At 41.1% G+C, this 22689-nt stretch carries 17 protein-coding genes and 2 pseudogenes; 11 read left to right on the top strand and 8 right to left on the bottom strand.

Annotated features, from left to right (window positions below; translation table 11 throughout):
* Positions 1 to 448: 448 nt before the first annotated feature.
* The 5 genes and pseudogenes from C0979_RS05335 to C0979_RS12375 all read left to right on the top strand — a co-directional run bounded on the left by C0979_RS05335 (position 449) and on the right by C0979_RS12375 (position 6399).
* Positions 449 to 1366 carry an AraC family transcriptional regulator gene (locus C0979_RS05335; protein WP_101695031.1) on the top strand — a complete coding sequence of 306 codons (918 nt, stop codon included), beginning with the start codon at positions 449 to 451 and terminating at the stop codon, positions 1364 to 1366.
* 177 nt (positions 1367 to 1543) lie between these two features.
* On the top strand, positions 1544 to 2962 hold the full coding sequence (gene melB / locus C0979_RS05330) for a melibiose:sodium transporter MelB (RefSeq protein WP_101695030.1): 1419 nt from the start codon (positions 1544 to 1546) through the stop codon (positions 2960 to 2962).
* Between the two features lie 33 nt (positions 2963 to 2995).
* Positions 2996 to 5239: an alpha-galactosidase gene (locus C0979_RS05325; RefSeq protein ID WP_101695029.1), complete on the top strand. Its 2244-nt coding sequence runs from the start codon at positions 2996 to 2998 to the stop codon at positions 5237 to 5239.
* Between the two features lie 3 nt (positions 5240 to 5242).
* Entirely contained in the window at positions 5243 to 5872 is a 630-nt protein-coding gene (locus tag C0979_RS05320) for a YczE/YyaS/YitT family protein (protein ID WP_101695028.1), read from the top strand.
* A 230-nt stretch (positions 5873 to 6102) separates the two neighbouring features.
* Positions 6103 to 6399, top strand: a pseudogene (locus C0979_RS12375) (type II toxin-antitoxin system RelE/ParE family toxin).
* Between the two features lie 628 nt (positions 6400 to 7027).
* Here the strand turns inward: C0979_RS12375 and C0979_RS05310 are convergent.
* Together C0979_RS05310 and C0979_RS05305 are read right to left on the bottom strand one after the other, a co-directional pair.
* On the bottom strand, positions 7028 to 7360 hold the full coding sequence (locus C0979_RS05310; protein WP_009242442.1) for a cupin domain-containing protein: 333 nt from the start codon (positions 7358 to 7360) through the stop codon (positions 7028 to 7030).
* Between the two features lie 13 nt (positions 7361 to 7373).
* Complete coding sequence (locus tag C0979_RS05305; protein ID WP_101695027.1) at positions 7374 to 8084, bottom strand: ATP-binding protein; 711 nt, start codon at positions 8082 to 8084, stop codon at positions 7374 to 7376.
* Positions 8085 to 8175: 91 nt separating this feature from the next.
* Between C0979_RS05305 and C0979_RS05300 the strand changes: the two genes are divergently transcribed.
* Together C0979_RS05300 and C0979_RS05295 are read left to right on the top strand one after the other, a co-directional pair.
* Positions 8176 to 8823, top strand: a complete 648-nt coding sequence (locus tag C0979_RS05300; RefSeq protein WP_101695026.1) for a Crp/Fnr family transcriptional regulator — start codon at positions 8176 to 8178, stop codon at positions 8821 to 8823.
* Between the two features lie 190 nt (positions 8824 to 9013).
* Positions 9014 to 9493: a hypothetical protein gene (locus C0979_RS05295; RefSeq protein ID WP_242962651.1), complete on the top strand. Its 480-nt coding sequence runs from the start codon at positions 9014 to 9016 to the stop codon at positions 9491 to 9493.
* Positions 9494 to 9581: 88 nt separating this feature from the next.
* Here the strand turns inward: C0979_RS05295 and C0979_RS05290 are convergent, their stop codons facing one another.
* Positions 9582 to 10445 carry an AraC family transcriptional regulator gene (locus C0979_RS05290; protein WP_101695025.1) on the bottom strand — a complete coding sequence of 288 codons (864 nt, stop codon included), beginning with the start codon at positions 10443 to 10445 and terminating at the stop codon, positions 9582 to 9584.
* Positions 10446 to 10645: 200 nt separating this feature from the next.
* Between C0979_RS05290 and C0979_RS05285 the strand changes: the two genes are divergently transcribed.
* The 4 genes and pseudogenes from C0979_RS05285 to C0979_RS12370 all read left to right on the top strand — a co-directional run.
* On the top strand, positions 10646 to 13684 hold the full coding sequence (locus tag C0979_RS05285) for a glycoside hydrolase family 2 TIM barrel-domain containing protein (RefSeq protein WP_101695024.1): 3039 nt from the start codon (positions 10646 to 10648) through the stop codon (positions 13682 to 13684).
* Between the two features lie 169 nt (positions 13685 to 13853).
* Entirely contained in the window at positions 13854 to 15251 is a 1398-nt protein-coding gene (locus tag C0979_RS05280) for an MFS transporter (protein ID WP_101695023.1), read from the top strand.
* 350 nt (positions 15252 to 15601) lie between these two features.
* Positions 15602 to 16402 carry a helix-turn-helix transcriptional regulator gene (locus C0979_RS05275; RefSeq protein ID WP_101695022.1) on the top strand — a complete coding sequence of 267 codons (801 nt, stop codon included), beginning with the start codon at positions 15602 to 15604 and terminating at the stop codon, positions 16400 to 16402.
* A 161-nt stretch (positions 16403 to 16563) separates the two neighbouring features.
* A pseudogene (locus C0979_RS12370) lies at positions 16564 to 16721 on the top strand (TIGR01457 family HAD-type hydrolase); the annotation flags it as partial.
* Between the two features lie 152 nt (positions 16722 to 16873).
* On the opposite strand, the gene hydF reads toward C0979_RS12370, so the two are convergent.
* From hydF to C0979_RS05245, 5 genes are all read right to left on the bottom strand, one after another.
* Positions 16874 to 18091: a [FeFe] hydrogenase H-cluster maturation GTPase HydF gene (hydF, locus tag C0979_RS05265; RefSeq protein ID WP_101695021.1), complete on the bottom strand. Its 1218-nt coding sequence runs from the start codon at positions 18089 to 18091 to the stop codon at positions 16874 to 16876.
* A gap of 47 nt (positions 18092 to 18138) precedes the next feature.
* Positions 18139 to 19560: a [FeFe] hydrogenase H-cluster radical SAM maturase HydG gene (gene hydG / locus C0979_RS05260; protein WP_101695020.1), complete on the bottom strand. Its 1422-nt coding sequence runs from the start codon at positions 19558 to 19560 to the stop codon at positions 18139 to 18141.
* A gap of 93 nt (positions 19561 to 19653) precedes the next feature.
* Complete coding sequence (gene hydE, locus C0979_RS05255; RefSeq protein WP_101695321.1) at positions 19654 to 20703, bottom strand: [FeFe] hydrogenase H-cluster radical SAM maturase HydE; 1050 nt, start codon at positions 20701 to 20703, stop codon at positions 19654 to 19656.
* A gap of 195 nt (positions 20704 to 20898) precedes the next feature.
* The gene (locus tag C0979_RS05250; RefSeq protein WP_101695019.1) at positions 20899 to 21843 is read right to left on the bottom strand and encodes an AEC family transporter; all 945 of its coding nucleotides are present in this window, start codon (positions 21841 to 21843) and stop codon (positions 20899 to 20901) included.
* The gene (locus C0979_RS05245; RefSeq protein ID WP_101695018.1) at positions 21831 to 22679 is read right to left on the bottom strand and encodes a protein-ADP-ribose hydrolase; all 849 of its coding nucleotides are present in this window, start codon (positions 22677 to 22679) and stop codon (positions 21831 to 21833) included. Before C0979_RS05245 ends, C0979_RS05250 begins: the two co-directional genes overlap by 13 nt.
* Positions 22680 to 22689 lie beyond the last annotated feature (10 nt).

The raw sequence follows: 22689 nt of genomic DNA, 5'->3' as shown, positions 1-22689 counted from the left end.
TTTTCTCTTGTTTATATTCCAGATTCACCTGCAAATTTCGTGAAATCAGTTATTCTCATAAAATAAAATTAGAGTAAATATGAAGAACAGTTTGTTTTGATTGAAGTGATTTTCGTCAAGGCAGACTGTTTTTTTGTTGCCTGCATTTAGAAAAAAGATATCAAAGAAAGGTTCTTTATTTTCGATGAGTTAAACTCCATGACACAGTAACCACACTGATGGAGAATTAAAAAACAAGAAAATTTGATAAATTTCGGAAAAGGATGTTCGATTTTGCATTTGCCAGTACAGAGTATATGAAGAGATAAATATTCAAAACGAGAAAGCTCTGGAAGAAAAGAGACGGATGGAACAAATGCAGAAGGGAAGTTGATAATTAAACAAGGGCTCAATTGTAAACATGAACCAGTAACGCTATAATTATAGTGAGAACAGGAGGATGCATATTATGGAAGATTCTTACGTATTACAACTGTTAAAACCAAAGTTTAAAGATTTTCATTTATGTTTCTGCGGATTTGCAGAATGCGAACCATTACATAGCTATGGACCGGCTACAAGACCGAATTATATTTTGCATTATGTGATGAAAGGCAAAGGGATTTATCAAGTCGGAGAAACGAAATATCATTTGAAAGAAGGGCAGGCTTTTTTGATCGAGCCGGAGAGTCTGACCTTTTATCAGGCAGATAAAAAGGATCCATGGTCTTACCTTTGGGTAGGATTTGGGGGCACAGAAGCGCAGAGATTTGTCAGAGATCTTGGACTGAACAGTCGTCAGCTTATATGTGAATGCGAATATGGAAAAGAGCTGAAAGAAATTGTATTTGAAATGCTTCAGCATACGCATTCAACTGCGGAAAATCTATACTATCTCCAGGGAAAACTTTATCAGTTTTTCTCCGTCCTGGCTCGTGGTATTGAAATTCAGCAATATGCGGATGATACAAAAGAAAGCATACATGTGCAGGAAGCAATTGCTTATATAAAGAATTACTATTCACAGAAAATCACAGTGGAAGATATAGCTGATTATCTGGCACTTAACCGAAGTTATTTATATACAATATTTATGAACAGTCTTGGAATCTCGCCAAAAGATTTTTTGACGGAATTTCGAATTTCCAGAGGAAAGGAGCAACTCACACTTACAGATCTGACTGTGGAGGAGATTGCAGTTTCCTGTGGCTATCGCAATTCCCTTGCTTTCGGTAAAGTATTCAAGCAGAAAATGGGAATGACGCCGACCCAATATCGCAATGATAACAGAAAGGTTGTCCGAGAACGATTGATCAGTGCACAAAACGAACTGAAAGAATATAAGAAACATAAAACAATTTATGTAGGAGACGTCGAAAAAGAATAGATAAAATGTTGAAAAAGGCATCCGATACCTAACATTTAGGATATAACTCTTAACAAAAAGGTATAACGGATGCCTTTTTTTGTAAGCTATACTTGTATCAACGAACATAAGAAACAAGTGCACAAGTTTCTTCACTCAGATAACAAGTAATCAAAGGAGTATTAGAGGAGGAGAATCATGGGAAACCAAAAAGAAACTCAGAAAAATCCGCAATATAAATATGCGTCTACAAGAGAAAAATTATGTTTTGGAATTGGGGCAATCGGTAAAGATGCAATTTGCAATTTAGTAGGAGCATTTTTAATGCTTTATTTTACAGATACTTTGTATCTGGCACCGGCATTTGTCGGCGTACTGTTTTTTGTGGCAAGAATATGGGATGCAATCAATGACCCGATGATGGGAATGATCGTTGACAATACACATACACGTTTTGGTAAATTCAGAATCTGGCTTGTAATCGGAACATTAGTAAACTCAGTTGTATTTGTATTGTTATTCCATAGCTTTAACCTGTCAGGAACAGCATTGTACGTATATGTATCTGTTATGTACATTTTATATGGAATGACTTATACGGTCATGGATGTTCCTTACTGGTCATGGCTTCCGAACCTGACAAATGACCCACACGAACGTGAGAAAGTATCCGTAATTCCAAGATTTTTCGCAAGTCTTGCAGGATTTTCAGTATCAACATTTGGACTTTACATTATCAATTACCTGAACAAAGCTGCAGGCGAGAGTAATCTTTATGCAGAAAAAGGATACACACTTTTCGCAATTATTATCGCAGTTATTTTCATCGTTACAATCGGTATTACTGTATTCAATGTAAAAGAGGAATCAACAGTAGGTGTATCAGCAGAAAAGACAAGCCTGAAACAGGCATTTCATGTAATTGTAAAAAATGATCAGCTGCTTGCATTCATCGGATTACTTTTGACATTTAACCTCTGTACACAGATCGCAAAAAGCTTTGCTGTATATTATTTTAAATGTGTATGCCACGATGAATATCTGTATTCTATCTTTGGATTTGCGATCATTGCCGAGATGGTAGGACTTTTATGTTTCCCGAAAATCGCAGCAAAAATCAGCCGTGAAAAAGTATACGCATTTGCATGCGGACTTCCGATTGCTGGATTTGTACTGCTCGGTGTTGCAGGATATGTAGCACCACAGAGTAAAGTGTTAGTTGTTGTATGCTGTGCACTGCTTTTCTTCGGTTCAGGTCTTTCGCTTGGAGTAACAACATGCTGTATGGCAGATGTTATCGACTATGGAGAAGTGAAATTTGGTGTACGAAATGAAAGCGTAACATGCTCCGCACAGACATTCCTTATGAAGGCAGCTATGGCAGCAGCAGGTGGATTAACAGGAATTGGTCTTCAGATTGTAGGATACAATGCAAAAGCAGCAACGCAGAGCGCAGCGACCGTTATGGGTATTCGCATGTTAATGCTTGTAATTCCAATCATTCTTGCATTTGCAAGCTTTGGTATTTACAAAAAATACTACACTTTAAAAGGTGAAAAGATGGAAGAGATCACAAGAAAAGTAAATGAAATGCATGAGAAAAAACAGACAGCTTAAGAGACAATAATTCAATTGTAAAAGGGGTAGTATATGAGACAGATTATTTTTCACGAAGAAACGAAAACTTTTCATTTATACAATGGAAAAATCAGTTATATCTTATGTGTATTAGAAAATGGGCATCTGGGACAATTATATTTTGGAAAACGACTTCATGATAAAGCAGATTTTTCTTATCTGGTTGAGAAATGTGAACGCCCAATGACATCGTACATATATGAGTGGGATCGTACCTTTTCATTGGAACATATCCGACAGGAATATCCGGTTTATGGTACGACAGATTATAGACATCCGGCAATTGAATTGCTGCAGGAAAACGGCAGCAGGATCAGTGAGTTCCAATATGACAGTTATGAGATTATTGACGGAAAACCAAAGCTCTCCGGATTGCCGGCAACTTATACAGAGTCTAAAGGAGAAGCGCAGACATTGCGCATCTTCCTGAAAGACGCTCTGACCGGTGCGAAACTGGCGCTTTTATATACCATTTTTGATGAATACAGTGCAATTGCAAGAAGTGCGTACATTGAAAATGCAGGTGAGAAAAATCTGCATGTATTAAATATGATGAGCTTAAGCCTGGATCTTCCGGATAAGGATTATGAATGGATGCAGTTGTCCGGTGCATGGTCCAGAGAGCGCTATATTAAAAATCGAACATTAGAGCAGGGTATAACAGCTATTGACAGCATGCGTGGAAATTCTTCACACGAGCACAATCCGTTCCTTGCATTAAAACGTCACAACACAGATGAAAATGCAGGAGAAGCAATCGGAGTAAGTCTTGTATACAGTGGTAATTTCCGTATGCAGGCAGAAGTAGATACACACGATGTGACACGAATTACAGCCGGGATCAATCCGGAAGGATTCGATTGGAAATTAGAACCGGGAGAAAGCTTCCAGACACCGGAAGCCATTCTAGTTTACAGTGAAAATGGATTAAATGGCATGAGCCAGACATTCCAGAAGCTGTACGCAAAGAGACTCGCAAGAGGGTACTGGCGCGATAAAGCAAGACCAATCTTAAATAACAACTGGGAAGCAACTTATTTTGACTTTACGGAAGATCGTCTTGTAGCGATTGCCGGGAAAGCAAAAGAATGTGGAGTAGAGCTGTTTGTTTTAGATGACGGATGGTTTGGAGCAAGAAGAAATGACAGAGCCGGTCTTGGCGACTGGGTGGCAAATGAAGAACTCCTGCCAAATGGAATCAAAGGTCTGTCAGAAAGAATCGAAGCACTTGGATTAAAATTCGGTCTTTGGTTTGAAACGGAGATGGTAAATAAAGACTCTGATCTTTATCGCGCACATCCAGACTGGATCTTACAGACACCGGGAAGAAATACGTCACACGGCAGATATCAGTATGTACTTGATTTCTCAAGAAAAGAAGTAGTGGATCATATTTATGGAATGATGGCAAAGTTATTATCGGAGTCAAAAATCTCATATATCAAATGGGATATGAACCGTAGCATTACCGAATGCTACAGCAGCAAACTGCCTTCAGACAGACAAGGAGAAGTGTTCCACCGTTATATTTTAGGCGTATATGATCTGTATGAGCGTTTGACAAATGAGTTTCCGGAAGTATTATTCGAATCCTGCTCCAGTGGTGGCGGAAGATTTGACCCAGGAATGCTGTATTATGCACCGCAGGGATGGACAAGCGATGATTCAGATGCGATCGAGCGTCTGAAGATTCAGTATGGAACTTCCATGTGTTATCCGCTCAGCAGTATGGGAAGCCATGTGTCTGTTGTCCCGAATCACCAGGTATTTCGCAATACCCCATTACATACAAGAGCGAATGTAGCATACTTTGGAACTTTTGGATACGAACTGGATCTCAACAAATTAACAGAAGAAGAGATCAAAGAAGTAAAAGAACAGATCACATTTATGAAAGAATATCGAGAAGTGTTACAGTTTGGAACATTTTATCGTCTGAAAAGTCCATTCGAAGGAAATGAGACGGTATGGATGGTGACAAATGAAGACCGCACGCTTGCGATCGTAGGCTACTATCGTGTTTTAAATGGAGTGAATCAGCCGTATAGCCGTGTCAGATTACAGGGATTGAACCCGGATATGATTTATGAAAATGTATGGAACCATACAGAAAATTACGGAGATGAATTGATGAATTATGGATTGATCACATCCGATGTGACAGCTGGTGAAGTACCTGGGAATGTGACTCCTTGTACCGATTTTGAATCTAGAATATATATGCTGAAAGGCAAAAAAGTTCAGGAGGTAAGATAGAGCATGACGAAGACAAAAAGAATCAGCGGAATGGTACTGGGAATATTTTTCATAGGATTATGTGTATCTTTCTTACGACTTTCACAATTTGGCGTGGATCCATTCAGTGCAATGAATCTTGGAATCAGTGGGTTTATCGGATGGAGTTTTGGAACGTGGCAACTACTTGTCAATGCGATCATTCTTGTAGTTGTATTCTTTCAGGCAAGATCCTGCATTGGTACGGGGACCATTATCAATATGGTATTTGTCGGATATATTGCAGATTTTATTTGTTATGTAGCGAATGATGTAGTGCAGATTCAGATGAATCTGCCACTGCGTATCATTGCACTGCTGCTTGCTCAGCTGATGGCATCTATGGGAGTGGCATTATATATGGTCGCAGATATGGGAATCGCTCCATATGACAGTGTCGCAATTATAATCGAGAAACTGACACATCAGAAAATTCCATTCCATAAAGCAAGGATTCTTTCGGATGTTGTTGTCGTGATTATCGGAATCATATTTGCCATTGCATCTGGGGCTGGTATCTGGTCGGTAGTAGGGATTGGTACAATTATAAATGCCTGCTTCAACGGTCCATTAATTCAATTTTTTAAAACAAAACTGGAAAGATTTTACTTGTAAAATCTAAGGATTACAATTCTCCAATTCTTCAAGGCTCATATCCATAACGGATACGGGTCTTGCGTTTCTTTTACGTAGTGGGTAGCTTCTTTTAGGTAAAAAAAGCATAGTTTGAATAAAGCTGTAAAAGTTCACGTTGAATTTTACAGCTTTTTGTGGTTTGCGCGCCCATGGGCGCGCTCTAACGGGTGAAAGTCCCGAATACGCCCAGGTAACAAGGAAGTATATAGCTGAATAGTAGGGTGTTGTTCATCGTGAGGTGGAATCTGAAGAATATTCGGGATTACATTGCCGAAGACAACGAGGAATATGCTACGAAGACGATAAAAGAGATTTATGATTAATTTGAAAATCTTCAGATGTTTCCTGGAATGGAGGCGGATCTCTCCAAACGGGTCAGCTTTCGGACAGATTATAAATATGCGATATGGGAAGAGTATGTGATTATCTATAAGGTCGGTAACGAATATGTAGAGATTTATCGTGTAGTTAACCGATATCAGGATATCACGAGAATCTTTGATTGATAACAGAGATGTGATAACAAATTGATAACACCGTTCAGTGCGGTCTATGGATGTAGGATAGTAGAACACATATAAAACCAAATAGAACCATAATACCAATACTAAAAAGTATAGTGACGAGATTTTATTTGCGAATTCGAATAAACAAAAATGCTTAGTGAACCTAGCGTTTATGCGGGTTTGCAGCATTTTTAAAAGTCTTTTGATAACAAATTGATAACGGTTGCATGAGAGCCATTATTCTTGTAATCCAGTGGTTTTAGGGTTAGAGAATGATTGACAGGCGGTTGTGCAACAAATAAATCCATATTATAAACTAAGCCCTTAGCTGTGGGTATAAAACTCATGGCTAAGGGCTTTTTGTCGTTATTTGTGTTGAATTAGGTAGAATAAGTAATGGTTAGATAATTTTTCCAATAAATTCTCCAATTACAGCACCAATAACCATAGAAATAAGTGTCCAAAGGATTTGGATCCACCATGTCTCTTTACAATAATTTAGGATTCCTTGAATGGATATTCCATATATTTCTGTCCATTTTGAATTAACTTTCAGTGTGTTGTTAATTGCTCTGTTGAGGATTGAAAAGACATCAACTTTACGTAGCGTGGACATATGTAGCTTTGATTAAAATACAACTACTAAAAGCATCTTGAACGCTTCCTGCCCATATACCGCATGGGGATGGCCTGCTGGCATGACAATAGATTCTCCTTCGTGCAGCAGATATTCAACGCCATCAATCGTGATTTTTCCGATACCATCCAAGCAGGTGACGAAGGCGTCCCCACCCGATTCATGGGTACTGATCTCTTCGCCCTTTGCGAATGAGAACAGGGTAATACTTACTGCCTGGTTTTGTGTCAAAGTTTTGCTGACAACCTGCCCCTCCTGATAAGAAATTTGTTCTCTCAGCGTCAGTACTTCTGATTGAGCAATGTTTTTCATTTTTTTACTCATAGTATCTCTCCTGTTATTCCAAAATTTTACCACCCAACGAAATCGTAACAATCTGCCAAGGAATGAATTTTCCGCTTGCCTGCAACGCTTTTTTGGCAGCTAATTCCAGTCCGCCGCAGCAGGGAACTTCCATGCGTACAACCGTTACACTTTGAATGTTGTTGTTTTGAATGATCTGCGTCAGCTTTTCGCTGTAGTCTATGCTGTCAAGCTTTGGACAGCCGATAATCGTAATTTTCCCACGCATGAAATCCTCGTGCATTCTGGCATAGGCGTATGCACTGCAATCCGCTGTAATTAACAAGTTTGCGCCGTCAAAATATGGTGCATTAGTCGGTACCAGTTTGATTTGGCATGGCCATTGTCCCAACTGTGATTCTGTCTGTACCTGGGCAGAAGGAGTTGTTTCTTGTGAATGTTGAATACGCTGCATTCGACTGCCGGGGCAGCCTGCATGGGGAACAGCGGCATGATTGCTTTTCGCTTTTTTCCTCATATTTTCCTGCACAGCTTTTTCATCATAGGCGGCAGCTTCTCTCTCCACAAAGGAAATTGCACCTGTCGGGCAGGTTGGCAGACAATCTCCCAAACCATCACAATAATCATCTCGCAGAAGTGTTGCTTTGCCGTTTACCATGCCGATTGCACCCTCGTGACAAGCTTCGGCACACGCACCACATCCGTTACATTTTTCTTCATCTATTTGGATAATTCTTCGAATCATTTTATACCATCCTTTCTCTTGTCTTTCTGGGCATAGTATATTATAATTAAAAATAAAAATCTGTTGTTATAACAACGAAAGTGTAAAAAATATGAAATTATCCGATATGCAGCTATTCCGTGGGTTAGAAGAAGATGACATCTCCTCGCTTTTAAGCTGTTTGAATAGTGTAAAACGCAATTATAAAAAAGGAGAAGTAATTCTTTCAGAAGGGAGTATTATAGAGAATATCGGCATTGTACTGTCAGGCATGGCAATGATATCTTGTAACGATATTTGGGGGAATACCAGCATTTTAGGAAGTGTTGCACCTGGTTCTGTATTTGCTGAGGTATATGCCTGTATTCCGGGACAGCCGATGCTGGTTACAGTGTCTGCCGTGGAAGATACCTCTGTGTTGTTTATGAATGTGGGACGTGTTCTGACTACCTGCACAAACGCCTGCCCTTTTCATACAAACCTTGCACGAAATCTACTGACTGTCTGTGCTCATAAAAGTCTGCAACTTTCACAAAGGATTTTGCACACCAGTTCCAAATCCATACGAGGCCGATTGATGTCTTATTTTTCAGAATGCGCAAAACATGCCGGAAGCAATTCTTTTCTGATTCCATATAACCGCCAGCAATTAGCAGATTACTTGAATGTTGACCGCAGTACTATGTGCAACGAGCTTTCTAAAATGCAGAAAGATAGCATGATTGAATACAAAAAAAATCGTATTTTGCTCAAAGACTGAGATTTAAGGAATGGTATGAATTTGAATAGGGATTGATTTTTTAAGCAAAATTGCTTATGATCTGAAATAGAATATTGCTGTACTTCTTATTGCTGTGGGAGTATTTGCTATTACTCTTGGAATCATGGTATGTAATAAATTGCGGCAACCACAAAATTATATAGAAGCAGTAGATCCGGATAGTGTAGAAATGAAAACGGCTGAATTGTTGTCCGGAATTGATGGAACCATGATGTTTCAATACAATTCAAAAGATACATTTCAAGCATTATACGTTTACTTGTCAGAATATCATCCTGGAAAACGAGTTTCTCATAAACGAGTTTTGGAACTTTCCTATGAGGACGTGAAATCTGCAAAAAATGGATTGATTGTCATCACTCCGGATTTTGATAATTTTACTGCAAAGCTTATTGCAGCAGATGAATATTCAAAATATATGACAGAAACGCCAATCTTGGAAGGTGTTGCAAACAGAGAATATTATGGAAGATCTGCGACCTCTATAGAGAACAAAAGCACGATAGAGTACGGAACAGAGCAAGGATTGGCAACACTGATCTATGGCGAACAAGGAGAGAGTTCGTTGCCAATACAGGATATTGCAGGGGAGCATATAAATACAGATAATGAGTACATGTATTACTATTCGGTTGAATTTATAAAATAGCACTAATAAAAAGAAGAGGATGTCACGTAATCTGTTTTGATTCGGTGGCATCCTTTTTTGACATTTAGTTTTTATGACATTATAGATTTCATAACTTATTTCTTATTTTTCGGTATTCTCTTGGCGAATATCCTTTCAGCTTGTGAAAAAGCCGACTGAAATAAAGCTGGTTATCATATCCGACAATCTTAGAAATCTCATTGATGGAATAAGTTGTTGTTTCAAGTAACATCTGAGCATTGTTGATGCGGATTCCCACAATGAATTGCATTGGTGTAGAACCGGTATATTTTTTGAAATTTCGGATAAACCAGCTGACACTCATGCCTCGTGAGGCAGCATAATCATCAATATTGATATTTTGATTGTAGTTTTCACTGAAAAAGGTAACAGCATTATCCATCTCATGATCAAGATATTCATTTTTTAATATGTGCTCTCTTGTCAGTTCCCGGTGGAAACTGATCAGAAGATGACGTAGCAAAAGGACAAGCATTTCCTCATAATTGTCTTGACAGCGTTGGAGCTCGATAATGATACGTTTGAAAATTTGTTCATATTCATTAGATGTACCCACTTGAAAGACACGTTCTTTATCCGGAAACCCATATTGACGTAAGATATTTTTCACATTGCTTCCTGTGAAGTGAATCCAGTATACTTCTGTCTTATCTTCTCCGTAATATTCATATTTCTGAAGTTCCTTCGGTCTGTACAGTACAATGTTGCCGGCGGGGACAATCGTTTCGTTATCCACATTGTCAAAATGAAAATGCCCACAACCAGCAGTGATATATATAATCTGATAATCCAGACGACCCCTTGGACGGTAGGTCGGAAGTTTGGGATGTCTGGAAAGACGGTAAGTACCACAGCTTCCTACAACCAGTGGGCGACTTTTGTCTTTGAAATCCATATGGGAGTGGTTTAAATAACCGGTGTTCAAATACATAGGACAGCACCTCTTTTCGTACTTTTTATCATTGTATCATTTAGTGCATATTTTGTCTAATCCAATTCATAGACATATTTTGCGGATTAGGATAAGTTATATATAGCATAACTAAGGAACGTAAACAAAAAAGTAAAGTATAAGGTTTGCTTTAGGAAAACAAAGAACAAAAAAGTATATGTATTGGAGGAGAGTTATTTATGATCGTACCACGTTATTATGAAAATCTAAGCGTACTGCACGAAAACACAATGCCAGCTAGAGCCTATTTTATTCCGGCATCCAAAAGAATGGATAACCTGGTGGAGCACAGGGAAGAGTCAGACCGAATGCAGTTATTGAACGGAACTTGGAAGTTCCAGTATTTTAACAGCATCTATGACATTCAGGATTCTTTCTTTGAGAAGAATTATGATACAGAAAATTTTGATGAGATTCAGGTTCCAAGTGTATGGCAGATGGCAGGATATGATATACACCAGTATACAAACATCCGGTATCCGTTTCCGTTTGATCCACCATATGTGCCACAGGATATTCCGTGTGGAGCTTATGTACATAATTTTGAGTACAGCAGAGATGAGAAAGCATCAAAAGCTTTTTTGAACTTTGAAGGAGTAGACAGTTGCTTTTATGTATGGATCAATGGCTCTTATGTAGGGTATAGCCAGGTTTCTCATATGACCAGTGAGTTTGATATCACCGACCTCCTTCGGGACGGAGAGAACAGCATAGCGGTTCTGGTCATGAAGTGGTGTGATGGTTCCTATTTGGAAGATCAGGACAAATTCCGTATGAGTGGTATTTTTCGGGATGTGTATATTTTGAAACGCCCAAAACAGGCAATCAGTGATTATCATATTAAAACAAGAATTGAGGATATGCTTGCGAAAGTAGAAATTGAAATGAAATTCTACTTTCCCTTAAATGTAAAAATTTCGATTGAAGATAGAAACGGAGCAGTTGTAGCACTAGGAAGTATTGCTGAAGAAGGAACAGCTGTATTAGAAATTGCAAGTCCGGAACTTTGGAATACAGAAAATCCATATCTATATAAATTGATTCTTGAAACAGAGAATGAAGTAATTGTAGATCACATTGCATTAAGAAAGATAGAGATTAAAGACCAGGTCATTTACCTAAATGGACAGAAGATTAAATTCCGTGGTGTCAATCGACATGATTCCGATCCGGTTACTGGATTTACAATCAGTCTGGAACAGCTCACAACCGATCTTACGTTAATGAAGCAGCATAATTTTAATGCGATCCGTTCCAGCCACTATCCGAACGCACCATTTTTCTATGAAATGTGTGACAAGTATGGATTCATGGTGATAGATGAAGCAGATATTGAAGCTCATGGTCCATTTATGATCTACAGAAAAGAAGACACCGATTACAATCGGTTCAAACGATGGAATGAGATGATTGCAGATGATCCGGCATGGGAAGAGGCAATCGTTGATCGCGTAAAACTCATGGTGGAACGTGACAAAAACCGTTTCTGTATTGTTATGTGGTCAATGGGAAATGAGAGTGCTTATGGCTGCAACTTTGAAAAAGCACTGGAATGGACAAAGAATTTTGATCCAGACCGCATCACACAATATGAGAGTGCAAGATACCGTAATTATGATGAAACATATGATTACAGCAATCTGGATGTGTACAGCCGGATGTATCCGGCGCTTTCCGAAATTCAGGAATATCTGGATAAAGATGGAAGCAAACCCTTCCTTTTGGTAGAGTACTGTCACAGTATGGGAAACGGACCTGGAGATTTTGAAGATTACTTCCAGATGATTCAGGATAATGATAAAATGTGCGGCGGCTTTGTCTGGGAATGGTGTGACCATGCGATTGCTCATGGAACTGCTGAGAATGGAAAGACTATATATGCTTATGGGGGCGACCATGGCGAAGAAATTCATGATGGCAACTTCTGTATGGATGGATTAGTATATCCGGACAGAACGGTACATACAGGACTTTTGGAATACAAGAATGTTTATCGCCCGGCAAGGGTTATTTCCTATGACAAAGAAAGCGGAGAACTGGTGCTTCATAACTACATGGATTTTGATGACTTGAAAGATTATGTGAAGATCAGTTATGAACTGACGCAGGACGGGCTTGTAATCAGCAAAGGTAAACTTCCAGAAGTTTCAGCAGCACCACACAGTGAAGGAAAAATAAACCTTAAAATCAATGTGCCAGAGAGTGGAAAATGTTATTTAAAATTTATTTACCATCTGAAAAAGGAATTGCCACTGTTGGATGAAGACCATATTCTTGGATTCGATGAAATTGAGGTGAGCAAAGACGGTGCAAAATGTAAACTTGCTGAGAAATGGCTACAAAAAACAGCAGTGGACTCTGAGTTACAGGTAAATGAAAATGATACACAGATCCATATCAAGGGGCGTGAATTTGCTTATACCATAGACAAACGTACTGCACTCTTTACAGAGATGAAATTCGCAGGGCGGGAATACTTGAACCATCCGATGGAATTAAATATTTGGAGAGCTCCAACAGATAACGATATGTACATTAAGTCTGAATGGAAGAAAGCCCATTATGATAAAGCTTATACAAGAGCTTACACGACAGAGGTCGTGCAGGGAAAGCATGGTGTGAAAATTACAAGCCATGCATCCGTTGTGGCAGAGACAGTACAGAAGATTCTTGATGTGACGATCACATGGAAAATAGAAGCTGCTGGAAAGATTGATGCAGATATTGAAGTAACAAAAGATGATGAATTCCCAGACCTGCCAAGATTTGGTGTGAGGATGTTCCTGGATAAAAAACTTTCAGCTGTACGATACTTTGGAATGGGACCACAGGAAAGCTATTGTGACAAACATCAGGCTGCGAGCCACGGTTTGTATCAGGCAAATGTAGATGATTTGCATGAGGATTATATTCGCCCACAGGAAAATGGAAGCCATTATGATTGTGAATATATAGAGCTTAACAACAGTCGATATGGAATTGTGGTCTCTGCGGAAAATGCCTTCTCATTCAATGCTTCTTATTATACGCAGGAAGAACTTGAGGAGAAAACGCATAATTATGAACTGACAGAATCAGATAGTGTAGTATTTTGTGTTGACTATGCACTAAATGGCATTGGTTCTAATAGTTGTGGTCCAGTTGTATTGGAGCAGTACCGATTTGATGATGTATTATTCCGGTTCCAGTTTACACTGATACCGTATATAAAGGGATAATAAAGTTTCATGTAACCCGTAAACAAGGAAAGAGAGTCTGATTGTTATGTAAAGTCCGGATATACAGAGCAATCAGACAAAAACAGAGAAAAAACTAGAATTAGACATCATACTCTGTTAGACATTTTGAAATTCTAAGTGCGATGAAGATGAGGAGCAAAGAAATTCGATGGAAGAAAAAAAGTATTTGAAATGGTATAACAAAATTGGATATGGATCAGGCGATATTGCAGGTAATGTAGTCTATGCGTTCCTGACATCTTTTATGATGGTCTATTTGACGGACTCAGTAGGACTTGCTGCAGGTGTCGTAGGTACCCTGATTGCCGTATCAAAACTATTTGATGGTTTTACGGATATATTTTTTGGATCAATGATTGACAAAACACACAGTAAAATGGGAAAAGCGAAACCCTGGATGCTATATGGATATATTGGTTGTGCCATTACGCTGGTCTGCTGTTTTGCAGTACCAGTCAGCTTGGGAACAACGGCTAAATATGCATGGTTCTTTATCTCTTACACATTGTTAAATGGTGTGTTTTATACAGCAAACAATATTGCTTATTCAGCACTTACGTCACTGATTACAAAGAACAGCAAAGAGCGTGTGCAGATGGGATCTTACCGTTTTATTTTTGCGTTTTCAACAAGTCTTCTGATTCAGGCAATTACAGTTGGATTTGTAGATAAATGTGGTGGAGATGCTGCAGCATGGAGAACGGTTGCTATTATCTATGCAATCATTGGTCTTGTCGTAAATACGATTTCAGCACTTTCTGTTAAGGAACTTCCTGAGGAAGAACTTAACGAAGGAGCAGTAAAGGATGATAATGAAAAGTACGGAATGGTACAGGCATTCAAGCTTCTTGTTAAAAACAAATATTACATGATGATTTGTGGAACATATATTTTACAGCAGTTATATGGTGCCATGATTGGAGCTGGCATTTATTACATGACATGGGTACTGAAAAATAAGAATTTGTTTGGACAATTTGCATGGGCAGTAAATATTCCACTGATCATTGCCCTGATTTTCACACCGACATTAGTTGGTAAGTGGAAAGGTATGTATAAACTGAACTTAAGAGGTTATGTCTTAGCAGTCATCGGTAGAGCGCTTGTTGTTGTTGCAGGATATATGGGCAGTGTTCCGCTGATGATAGCATTTACAGCTCTTGCAGCCTTAGGTCAGGGACCATGGCAGGGAGATATGAATGCAGTTATCGCATCCTGCTCTGAATACACTTATCTTACACAGGGAAAGAGAATTGACGGAACGATGTACTCTTGTACTTCTCTTGGCGTAAAAATCGGTGGAGGTATTGGAACCGCTGTTGTTGGATGGCTGCTTGAGTTCAGTGGATATATCGGAACAAATGCAACTCAGCCGCAGTCTGCACTTGATATGATGCAGTTTATGTATCTTTGGCTTCCGTTAATCTTTGATGTATTGATTATGTTTGTACTTTCAAGAATGAATGTAGAAGATGCAAATAAAAAACTGAAAGCAGAAAAAGGAATTGCTGCAGATGAAGTAACAGATGCATCAGACATAAATTAGAATTGACAGGAGAAAGCGTTGCCTGGTCGTTGCTCGATGAGACAGTGCTTTTTCTATATATAAGGTGATAGAACTGTATTTTGAAAATAAAAAAGGACCACTTCATTTTTGTGAAATGGCCTTAAGAAAATATTCAGTTTTCACAAAATAGTCCTTTTAGTATTTATACATGGTAAGGATGCTCAAAATATTCAGTGTAGAATACTAAAAGGTCATTCAGATATTTTTTTAGGTTGCTCATTTGCAATTCCTCCTTTCCTTATTTACAAGTTGATTATAAGATAGGTGTAAAAGGATTGCTTGCCAAATCGAAAGAAGATATAGACAAATATTGCAAAGGGGAGTATTTCATGCAGTTAAAATATGTTGACACAAAAGAGGAGATTATAGCAATAAATAGGAAGTCAAAACATATTGAACCACATCTTCATGATGCACTGGAGATCGTTTGTGTAACAAGTGGATCATTAGAACTTGGTGTCGGACAGGAACTATACCATATGGAAAAAGGAGATATAGGCTTTGTATTTCCAGATGTTATTCATCACTATCAGGTACTGACACCCGGTGTAAATAAAGCGACTCATCTGATTGCATCGCCATTTACGATAGCCAAATTTGCAGATATCATGCAATCCATGGCTCCTGAATACCCAATCATCAAAGCGGAAAAGGTTGAACCGGAGGTATATAGGGTTATAAATGCAATTTTAGAGACAGAACAGTCGGATATTACTGTTGCACAGGCATATCTTCAAATTGTGTTGGTACGCTGCATAGGAAAATTAAATTTGGTAGAAAAGAGTAGTGTGGGGAGCAATGATCTTATTTACCAGACAGTTTCCTATATATCAGCAAATTTCAAGAAGAAGTTTTCGTTGGAAGAGATGGCAAAAGATCTGGGGGTGAGCAAATATGTTTTATCCAGACTCTTTTCCAAGACATTCCATAGAAACTTTAATCAATATCTTAACGATGCAAGGCTGAACTATGCATGCCATCGTTTGGAAAATACGAGTGATTCTATTACAAACATTTGTCTGGATAGTGGATTTGAAAGTCAGAGAACGTTTAACCGAGTATTTAAAGAAAGATATAAAATATCACCGAGTGATTATCGGAGTACTTGTGTGAAAGAGATGTTGTCATAAAAGGTGCTGTTGATAGAAATATTTACTTTGATTTCACAGTACTTTGTATTTGATTTTATGTGTGGATGATATAATATGAAAATATTTGTAGAAAAAAGAGTTTTATTCTATTATGAAAAGAGTAAGGTGTATTCTAAAGAAACAAGAAAGGAAGGGCGCATATGAACATGATAAAATCCATAATCGATTTTAATGAAAAAAAGGATTCATCTGTGATATGGATGGTGTGATCTATCATGGCAATCAGGTATTGCCAGGTGTTCCGGAATTCATCCAGTGGTTGCATGATGGAAAGAAAGAATATTTGTTTTTGACAAATATTTGTGCAAAATGAATTTACAGACAGAGACGAGCTTCGATTCTGGCAACGAATGCCTATGCGTTGCTGACATCAGATTATTTCTCATTTTCTATGATAAAGATAAGAAAGCTGTAAAGTTTGATATGAAAACTTTACAGCTTTTTTTGAATCTATAGATTGTTTTCAAACACCTGAATACTTCGCTCAAGGATTCCCTTCATATATGCAATTGCAGTTCCATAGTTGGTGATGGGAATGCCTGCATCTTCGGCACATTTCAGTCGGAACTGCATTTCCCGTTCATTCAGCGTGCATCCTCCGCAGTGAATAATCATTCGGTAAGGGCGAAGATCTGTCGGGAATTCGGTACCGCTGGTGAATACAAAATTTAGGGATTTTCCGGTGTGTTCCCGGATCCACCGAGGTAGCTTGACTGTTCCGATATCTTCGCATTGGCGGTGATGGGTGCAGCCTTCGCAGATTAAAACGGTGTCCTGATCCTTTAGCATATCAAGGGCGCGGGCACCGTTTACGACGGTGTTAAGATTTCCCTTATATCTTGCAAATAGAATGGAAAAGGAAGTTAGCGGTACCTCTGGCGGCGTCAGCCTTGCCACTTTTTCAAATGCCTGGCTGTCAGTAATCACAAGGGAAGGCGGTTCGCCCAGCCGATTCAAGGTATCGGAAAGCTCGGTGTCTCTGGTGACGATGGCAGTGGCTCCGGTATCGAGAATATCTCGGATCGTTTGCTGCTGAGGAAGAATGAGACGCCCTTTTGGCGCAGCTTTATCAATGGGAACCACCAGTACCACAAAATCACCGGGGCGGATTAGGTCACTGACAATTCGACGGTCATTTCCTTGCGTTGGTACCAGAGAGGCCAGTTTTTCTTTGAGTTCGTGAATATGGCTGCCCGTGCTTGCACTGATTAGAATAGAATGCTCCTTGGGAATGGAACCAGCAAAATCCCCTTTTAATTCTGCGTCTGTTCCCAGCTGGTCTGCCTTGTTCCAAACGAGAAGATAAGGAATCTCTTTTTCTTGAATCCGCGTTAAAATAGCAGCATCGGCATCCGTCATTCCGACAGTGGTATCGATGACCACAAGAGCAATGTCCGTTTTATTCAAGATTTGATAGGTTTTTTGTATGCGCAGAGCGCCGAGTTCTCCCGTGTCATCGAGACCGGGAGTATCAATCATAACGACCGGACCGAGGGGGAGAAGTTCCATTGCTTTTAAGACCGGATCTGTAGTGGTGCCCTTTACGTCGGATACGATGGCAAGATTCTGCCCAGTCAGAGCATTGATCAGGCTGGATTTTCCGGCATTGCGCCTGCCGAAGATCCCAATGTGGATCCTTTCGGCAGACGGAGTGTTATTTAAGCTCATAATAGTGTCCTCCAGACGTTCCCTTCTTTCGTGTTCTTATTTGAGAGTTAGAAGCGGAAGTCTCTGCGGTTGTTTTCCCGGATCAGCTTCAGGTTCTCCAGCACGACGGCGCGTGCTTTTTCATTTGGGACGTTTAAAACTTCCCGATCGATCAGCATATCGCCGATACGTTTGGTTTCCGGAGAAGCGTAGTCCATCAGATATTCTTCCAGCGTCATCAATGCGTTAGGATGGCAGCAGTTCTGAATCTGTCCGCTCTTACATAGGGACATGAAGCGGTCCCCGGTACGACCTTCTCGGTAGCAGGCGGTGCAGAAGCTTGGCAGATAGTCCATTTTCATCAGCCACTGTACGACTTCATCCAGGGTGCGGTTGTCGATGACATCGAACTGTTCGGATTTTTCATCTTCCGGTTCTGGTTCGCAGTAACCGCCTACGCTGGTGCGGGAGCCGCCGCTGATCTGAGAGACGCCAAGATGCAGTACACGCTCGCGCACTTGCTGGCTTTCTCTTGTGGAAATGATCATGCCGGTGTAAGGAACCGCGATTCGGATGCAGGCTACGATCTTGGCAAAGGTGTCGTCATCGATTCCATTTGTAAATGCATCTGCATCAATATCATCGGCATTGCGAAGTCTTGGAACGCTGATGGTGTGAGGGCCAACGCCAAATGCTGCTTCCAGATGTTCTGCATGCATCAGAAGTCCGGCAAATTCATAGCGGAATTTATCTAGTCCGAATAAAACGCCGATTCCTACATCGTCTACGCCGCCTTCCATAGCACGGTCCATGGCTTCGGTGTGATAATCATAGTCGTGTTTTGGACCTGTCGGATGCAGCTCCAGATAGCTTTCTTTATGATAGGTTTCCTGGAACAGGATGTAGGTTCCGATTCCGGCTTCCTTCAACAGGCGGTAGTTATCCACTGTCGTGGCAGCAATATTGATATTTACCCGGCGGATTGCTCCGTTTTTATGCTTGATATTGTAAATGGTGTTGATGGAATCCAAATAGTAATCCATGGTGTTGTGAACCGGATCTTCACCGGCTTCCAGCGCCAGACGCTTGTGTCCCATATCCTGCAGTGCAATGACTTCCCGTTTGATATCTTCCTGGGATAATTTCTTGCGTGGGATATGTTTGTTTTTCAAATGATATGGACAATAAGTACAGCCATTGATACAGTAGTTTGACAGATAGAGCGGTGCAAACAATACAATTCGATTACCATAGAAATCTTTTTTGATTTGCTCCGCGAGGCGGAAGATCTTCTCGTTTAAATCGGGATCTTCACAGGCCAAAAGAACAGAAGCCTCCCGGTGAGAGAGCCCTTTGCGCTTAGCGGCTTTTTCGATCAGAGATTCAATGAGAGGGAGGTTGTTCTTGTTTTCATCGGCATAAGCCAGTGTTGAAAGAATTTCCTCGTGGTTAATAAAGTCTTCTGCATGTTTGGAATTTACATCATACATTTTTAAGTCCTCCTTTTATAACAGGGATATCGCTGTGTGTTTCCAGACGGTATCCCAAATGACATATTTATAGTGTGCCGGCGGCAAGCGTTTCTAGATATTGAGAGAATCGCCCCTCGCAGTAACGACCTGATAGCCGATGGACTGCATGCGTTCCTCCAGATCGTGGCGGCATTCGGCGGCTTCCTCTCCGGTACAGATTTTGTTATCGTAGAGCAGATAATCCTTGCGCACATCGGTTGGAGAGAGGTTGGGCATTACAACATTTGCCCCGGCGAGGATACCCAGTTCCCGTCCCTTTGGATGAATGGTGCCAAGAGCGGTGGTTGCAGGAAGCAGAACCTTTGGAAGCATCAGCCGAAGCAGTCCCAAAAGAAATAAAGTAAGCTCCAGTGTTCCGGCAGCCTGGTCGGCAAACGGGGTGTCATGGTGCGGGATGAAAGGCCCGATTCCAATCATCTGTGGATTAAGTTGCTGGATAAACTGCATATCTTCTGCGAGATGTTCTGCTACCTGACCGGGAGAGCCGACCATGAAGCCGGTGCCCACCTGGTACCCGATGGATTTTAGATCCCACAGACACTTCTGGCGGCTGGCGGCAGTCAGGCCTGGCGGGTGAAGGCTTTCATAATGTGCGTGGTCAAAGGTCTCGTGGCGAAGAAGGTATCGGTCGGCTCCGGCATCCAAAAAGGCCTGGTAGCTGGCGCGGGATTTTTCACCGATAGATAAAGTGACGGCGCAGTCAGGATAATCCTTTTTGATGGCATGGATAAGATCGATGATCCGTTCGTCGGTAAAGTAACCATCTTCTCCTCCCTGCAGAACGAAGGTCCGAAAGCCAAGCTGATATCCTGTTTTGCAGCAGTCAAGAATCTGATCCTTGGTCAAACGATAGCGGTGGGCATTTCTGTTGCTTTTGCGGATGCCGCAGTAGAGGCAGTCGTTTTTGCAGTAATTGGTAAATTCAATTAGTCCCCGAACATAGACGTCATGCCCATAATAGCGGTGACGCTGATCTCTGGCCATGGCAAATAATTCTTCTGAAAGTTTGGGAGTACGCCCATTAATCAGAGTTATCCATTCATCGAAAGAGAGAGAATGGCTGATCTTTAGTTTTTGAAGCAGATTTCGAAGTGTCTGCATATTTTCCATAGAGATTCTCCTTAAAAACAAAAAGCCCGGCACAGCGGGCCGGGTTCCACAAAAAGAGTAGACTTCTCCCTACCCTTTTTCGTGTTCATTTCATTGCTCCGCCTTTTCACGCAGGAATTACCCTTTGTGAGTAGTACGTTATGAAGTATATTATACCACGAGCGAAGAGTCTTCACAACAAGAAGACTAGATCACGCCCATACATTTTAAGAGATAAAGCCATCCGGTCAGCGTAAATGCACTGAACATAGTGGTCAGCATGACGACGCTGGAAGACAGAACCCCTTCGTGTTCCATATTTTTGGCCATTACGAAGCTGCTGACGGTTGTGGCAGAGCCTAGCATAACCAGGATGGCAACCAGCTTTTCCTCGCGGAATCCAAAGGAAACAGCCAGAGGGAGAAACAGTGCTGCAAATCCTATGAGCTTCAGAAAGGAAGCGGTGACAGCCGGGGCAAGTTTGGCACGCGCTTTTTGAAAATCAAAGGAAGCGCCCATAGCAATCAGCCCCATTGGAGTGGCGATGCTGCCAATATTGGAAATCGTTTTCGCGGCGATGGAAGGCATGGGAATGCCGATGGCAGACCAGAGAAGTCCGGCTGCGATTCCGATCAGGATTGGATTGGTTACAATCCCTTTGAGGGTGTTCTTAAGAACGTCGCCTGAAAGTCCCTGTTGATTGGATTTGCACAGGGAGAGTACCAGCACTGCCATGATGTTATAAAGGGGCACGCTTCCAACGATCATAAGAGGCGCCATGCCGGCGGTTCCATAAATATTCTGGATAAATGCAATGCCAAGAAGGGCGGCGCTGCTTCGATAGGAAGCCTGAATAAACTCACCCTGTATAGGCGTAGCTTTCCAGATTCGGGAAAGAAGCGCTGCAAGAGCGATGCTAAAAAGTGTTGCAAAAAAACAAAAGAGCACGAAGCGGACATCCCAAACTTGGGAGAAATCTACCGTTGCCAAGTCGCTGAACACCAGAACGGGCAGCGGAAGCCGAAAGACGAAGGTGTTCATTTTGGATGCAAATGCATGATCTACCCAGCCGATTTTCCGAAGGAAGATTCCCAGAATCATCAGCAGGAAGATAGGGACAGTTGCATTTAAACTAAAGATCAGATTTTCCATGATACGATTTGCTCCTCAAATAGATTTTTGTAAATGTGAAAGTCTTCCTCTTTAAATACGTTGATTACCACCCGAGAAAGATCCAGGACAGACAGGCAGGTGTCAATGGTCTGAAGCGCGATCTGAGCCGCTTCTTTGTTGGGAAAATGAAATTCCCCGGTAGAAATGCAGCAGAAAGCGATGGTTTTTAAACCCTGTTTCGCTGCAAGCTTCAGGCAGCTTAAATAGCAGGAGCGAAGCTCTTCCCTTTGGCGATCAGTTACCTCCTGACCGACGATGGGACCGACGGTGTGGATAACATGCTTGGCAGGCAGATTATAACCGGAGGTGATTTTGGCCTTGCCGACGGGTTCGTCATGCCCCTGGGCTTCCATTAGACGGGCGCATTCATTACGAAGCTGTACGCCTGCTGCAGAATGAATCACATTATCGATGCAGCCGTGACAGGGAACGAAGCATCCAAGAAGCTGACTGTTTGCAGCGTTTACAATGGCGTCGGCAGACAGGCGTGTGATATCGCCCTGCCAGAGGGTGATTCGGTCCGCGTTTTTGATCTTTGTACAAGGGTATAAAGAGGCTGCGGTAGGAAGCTCCTTAATAGAGACGATTCCGCGCTCCTTACTCTCTTCCTGCAAAAGGGAATCTTGAAGTGTTTGGTATTCCGCGGAAATCTCACCCGGCCAGCGTACGTTCATCAGGGTGCGAAGAAGCCTTCGCTTTCCAGCGGCATCCGCGGGTTCGGCAAGGGAGGCATATCCGGGATTTTCTTCTTTTAAAAGTGTAATCAGACGTTCTATTTTTTCTTCTTTGCTTAAATTGGTAAGATAGGGATTCATAATCGTGCTC

The organism is Dorea phocaeensis (genome assembly GCF_900240315.1).
Taxonomy (GTDB): domain Bacteria; phylum Bacillota; class Clostridia; order Lachnospirales; family Lachnospiraceae; genus Dorea_B; species Dorea_B phocaeensis.
The sequence above is the reverse complement of the archived record's forward strand: the minus strand, read 5'-3'. Positions and strand labels throughout refer to the sequence as shown.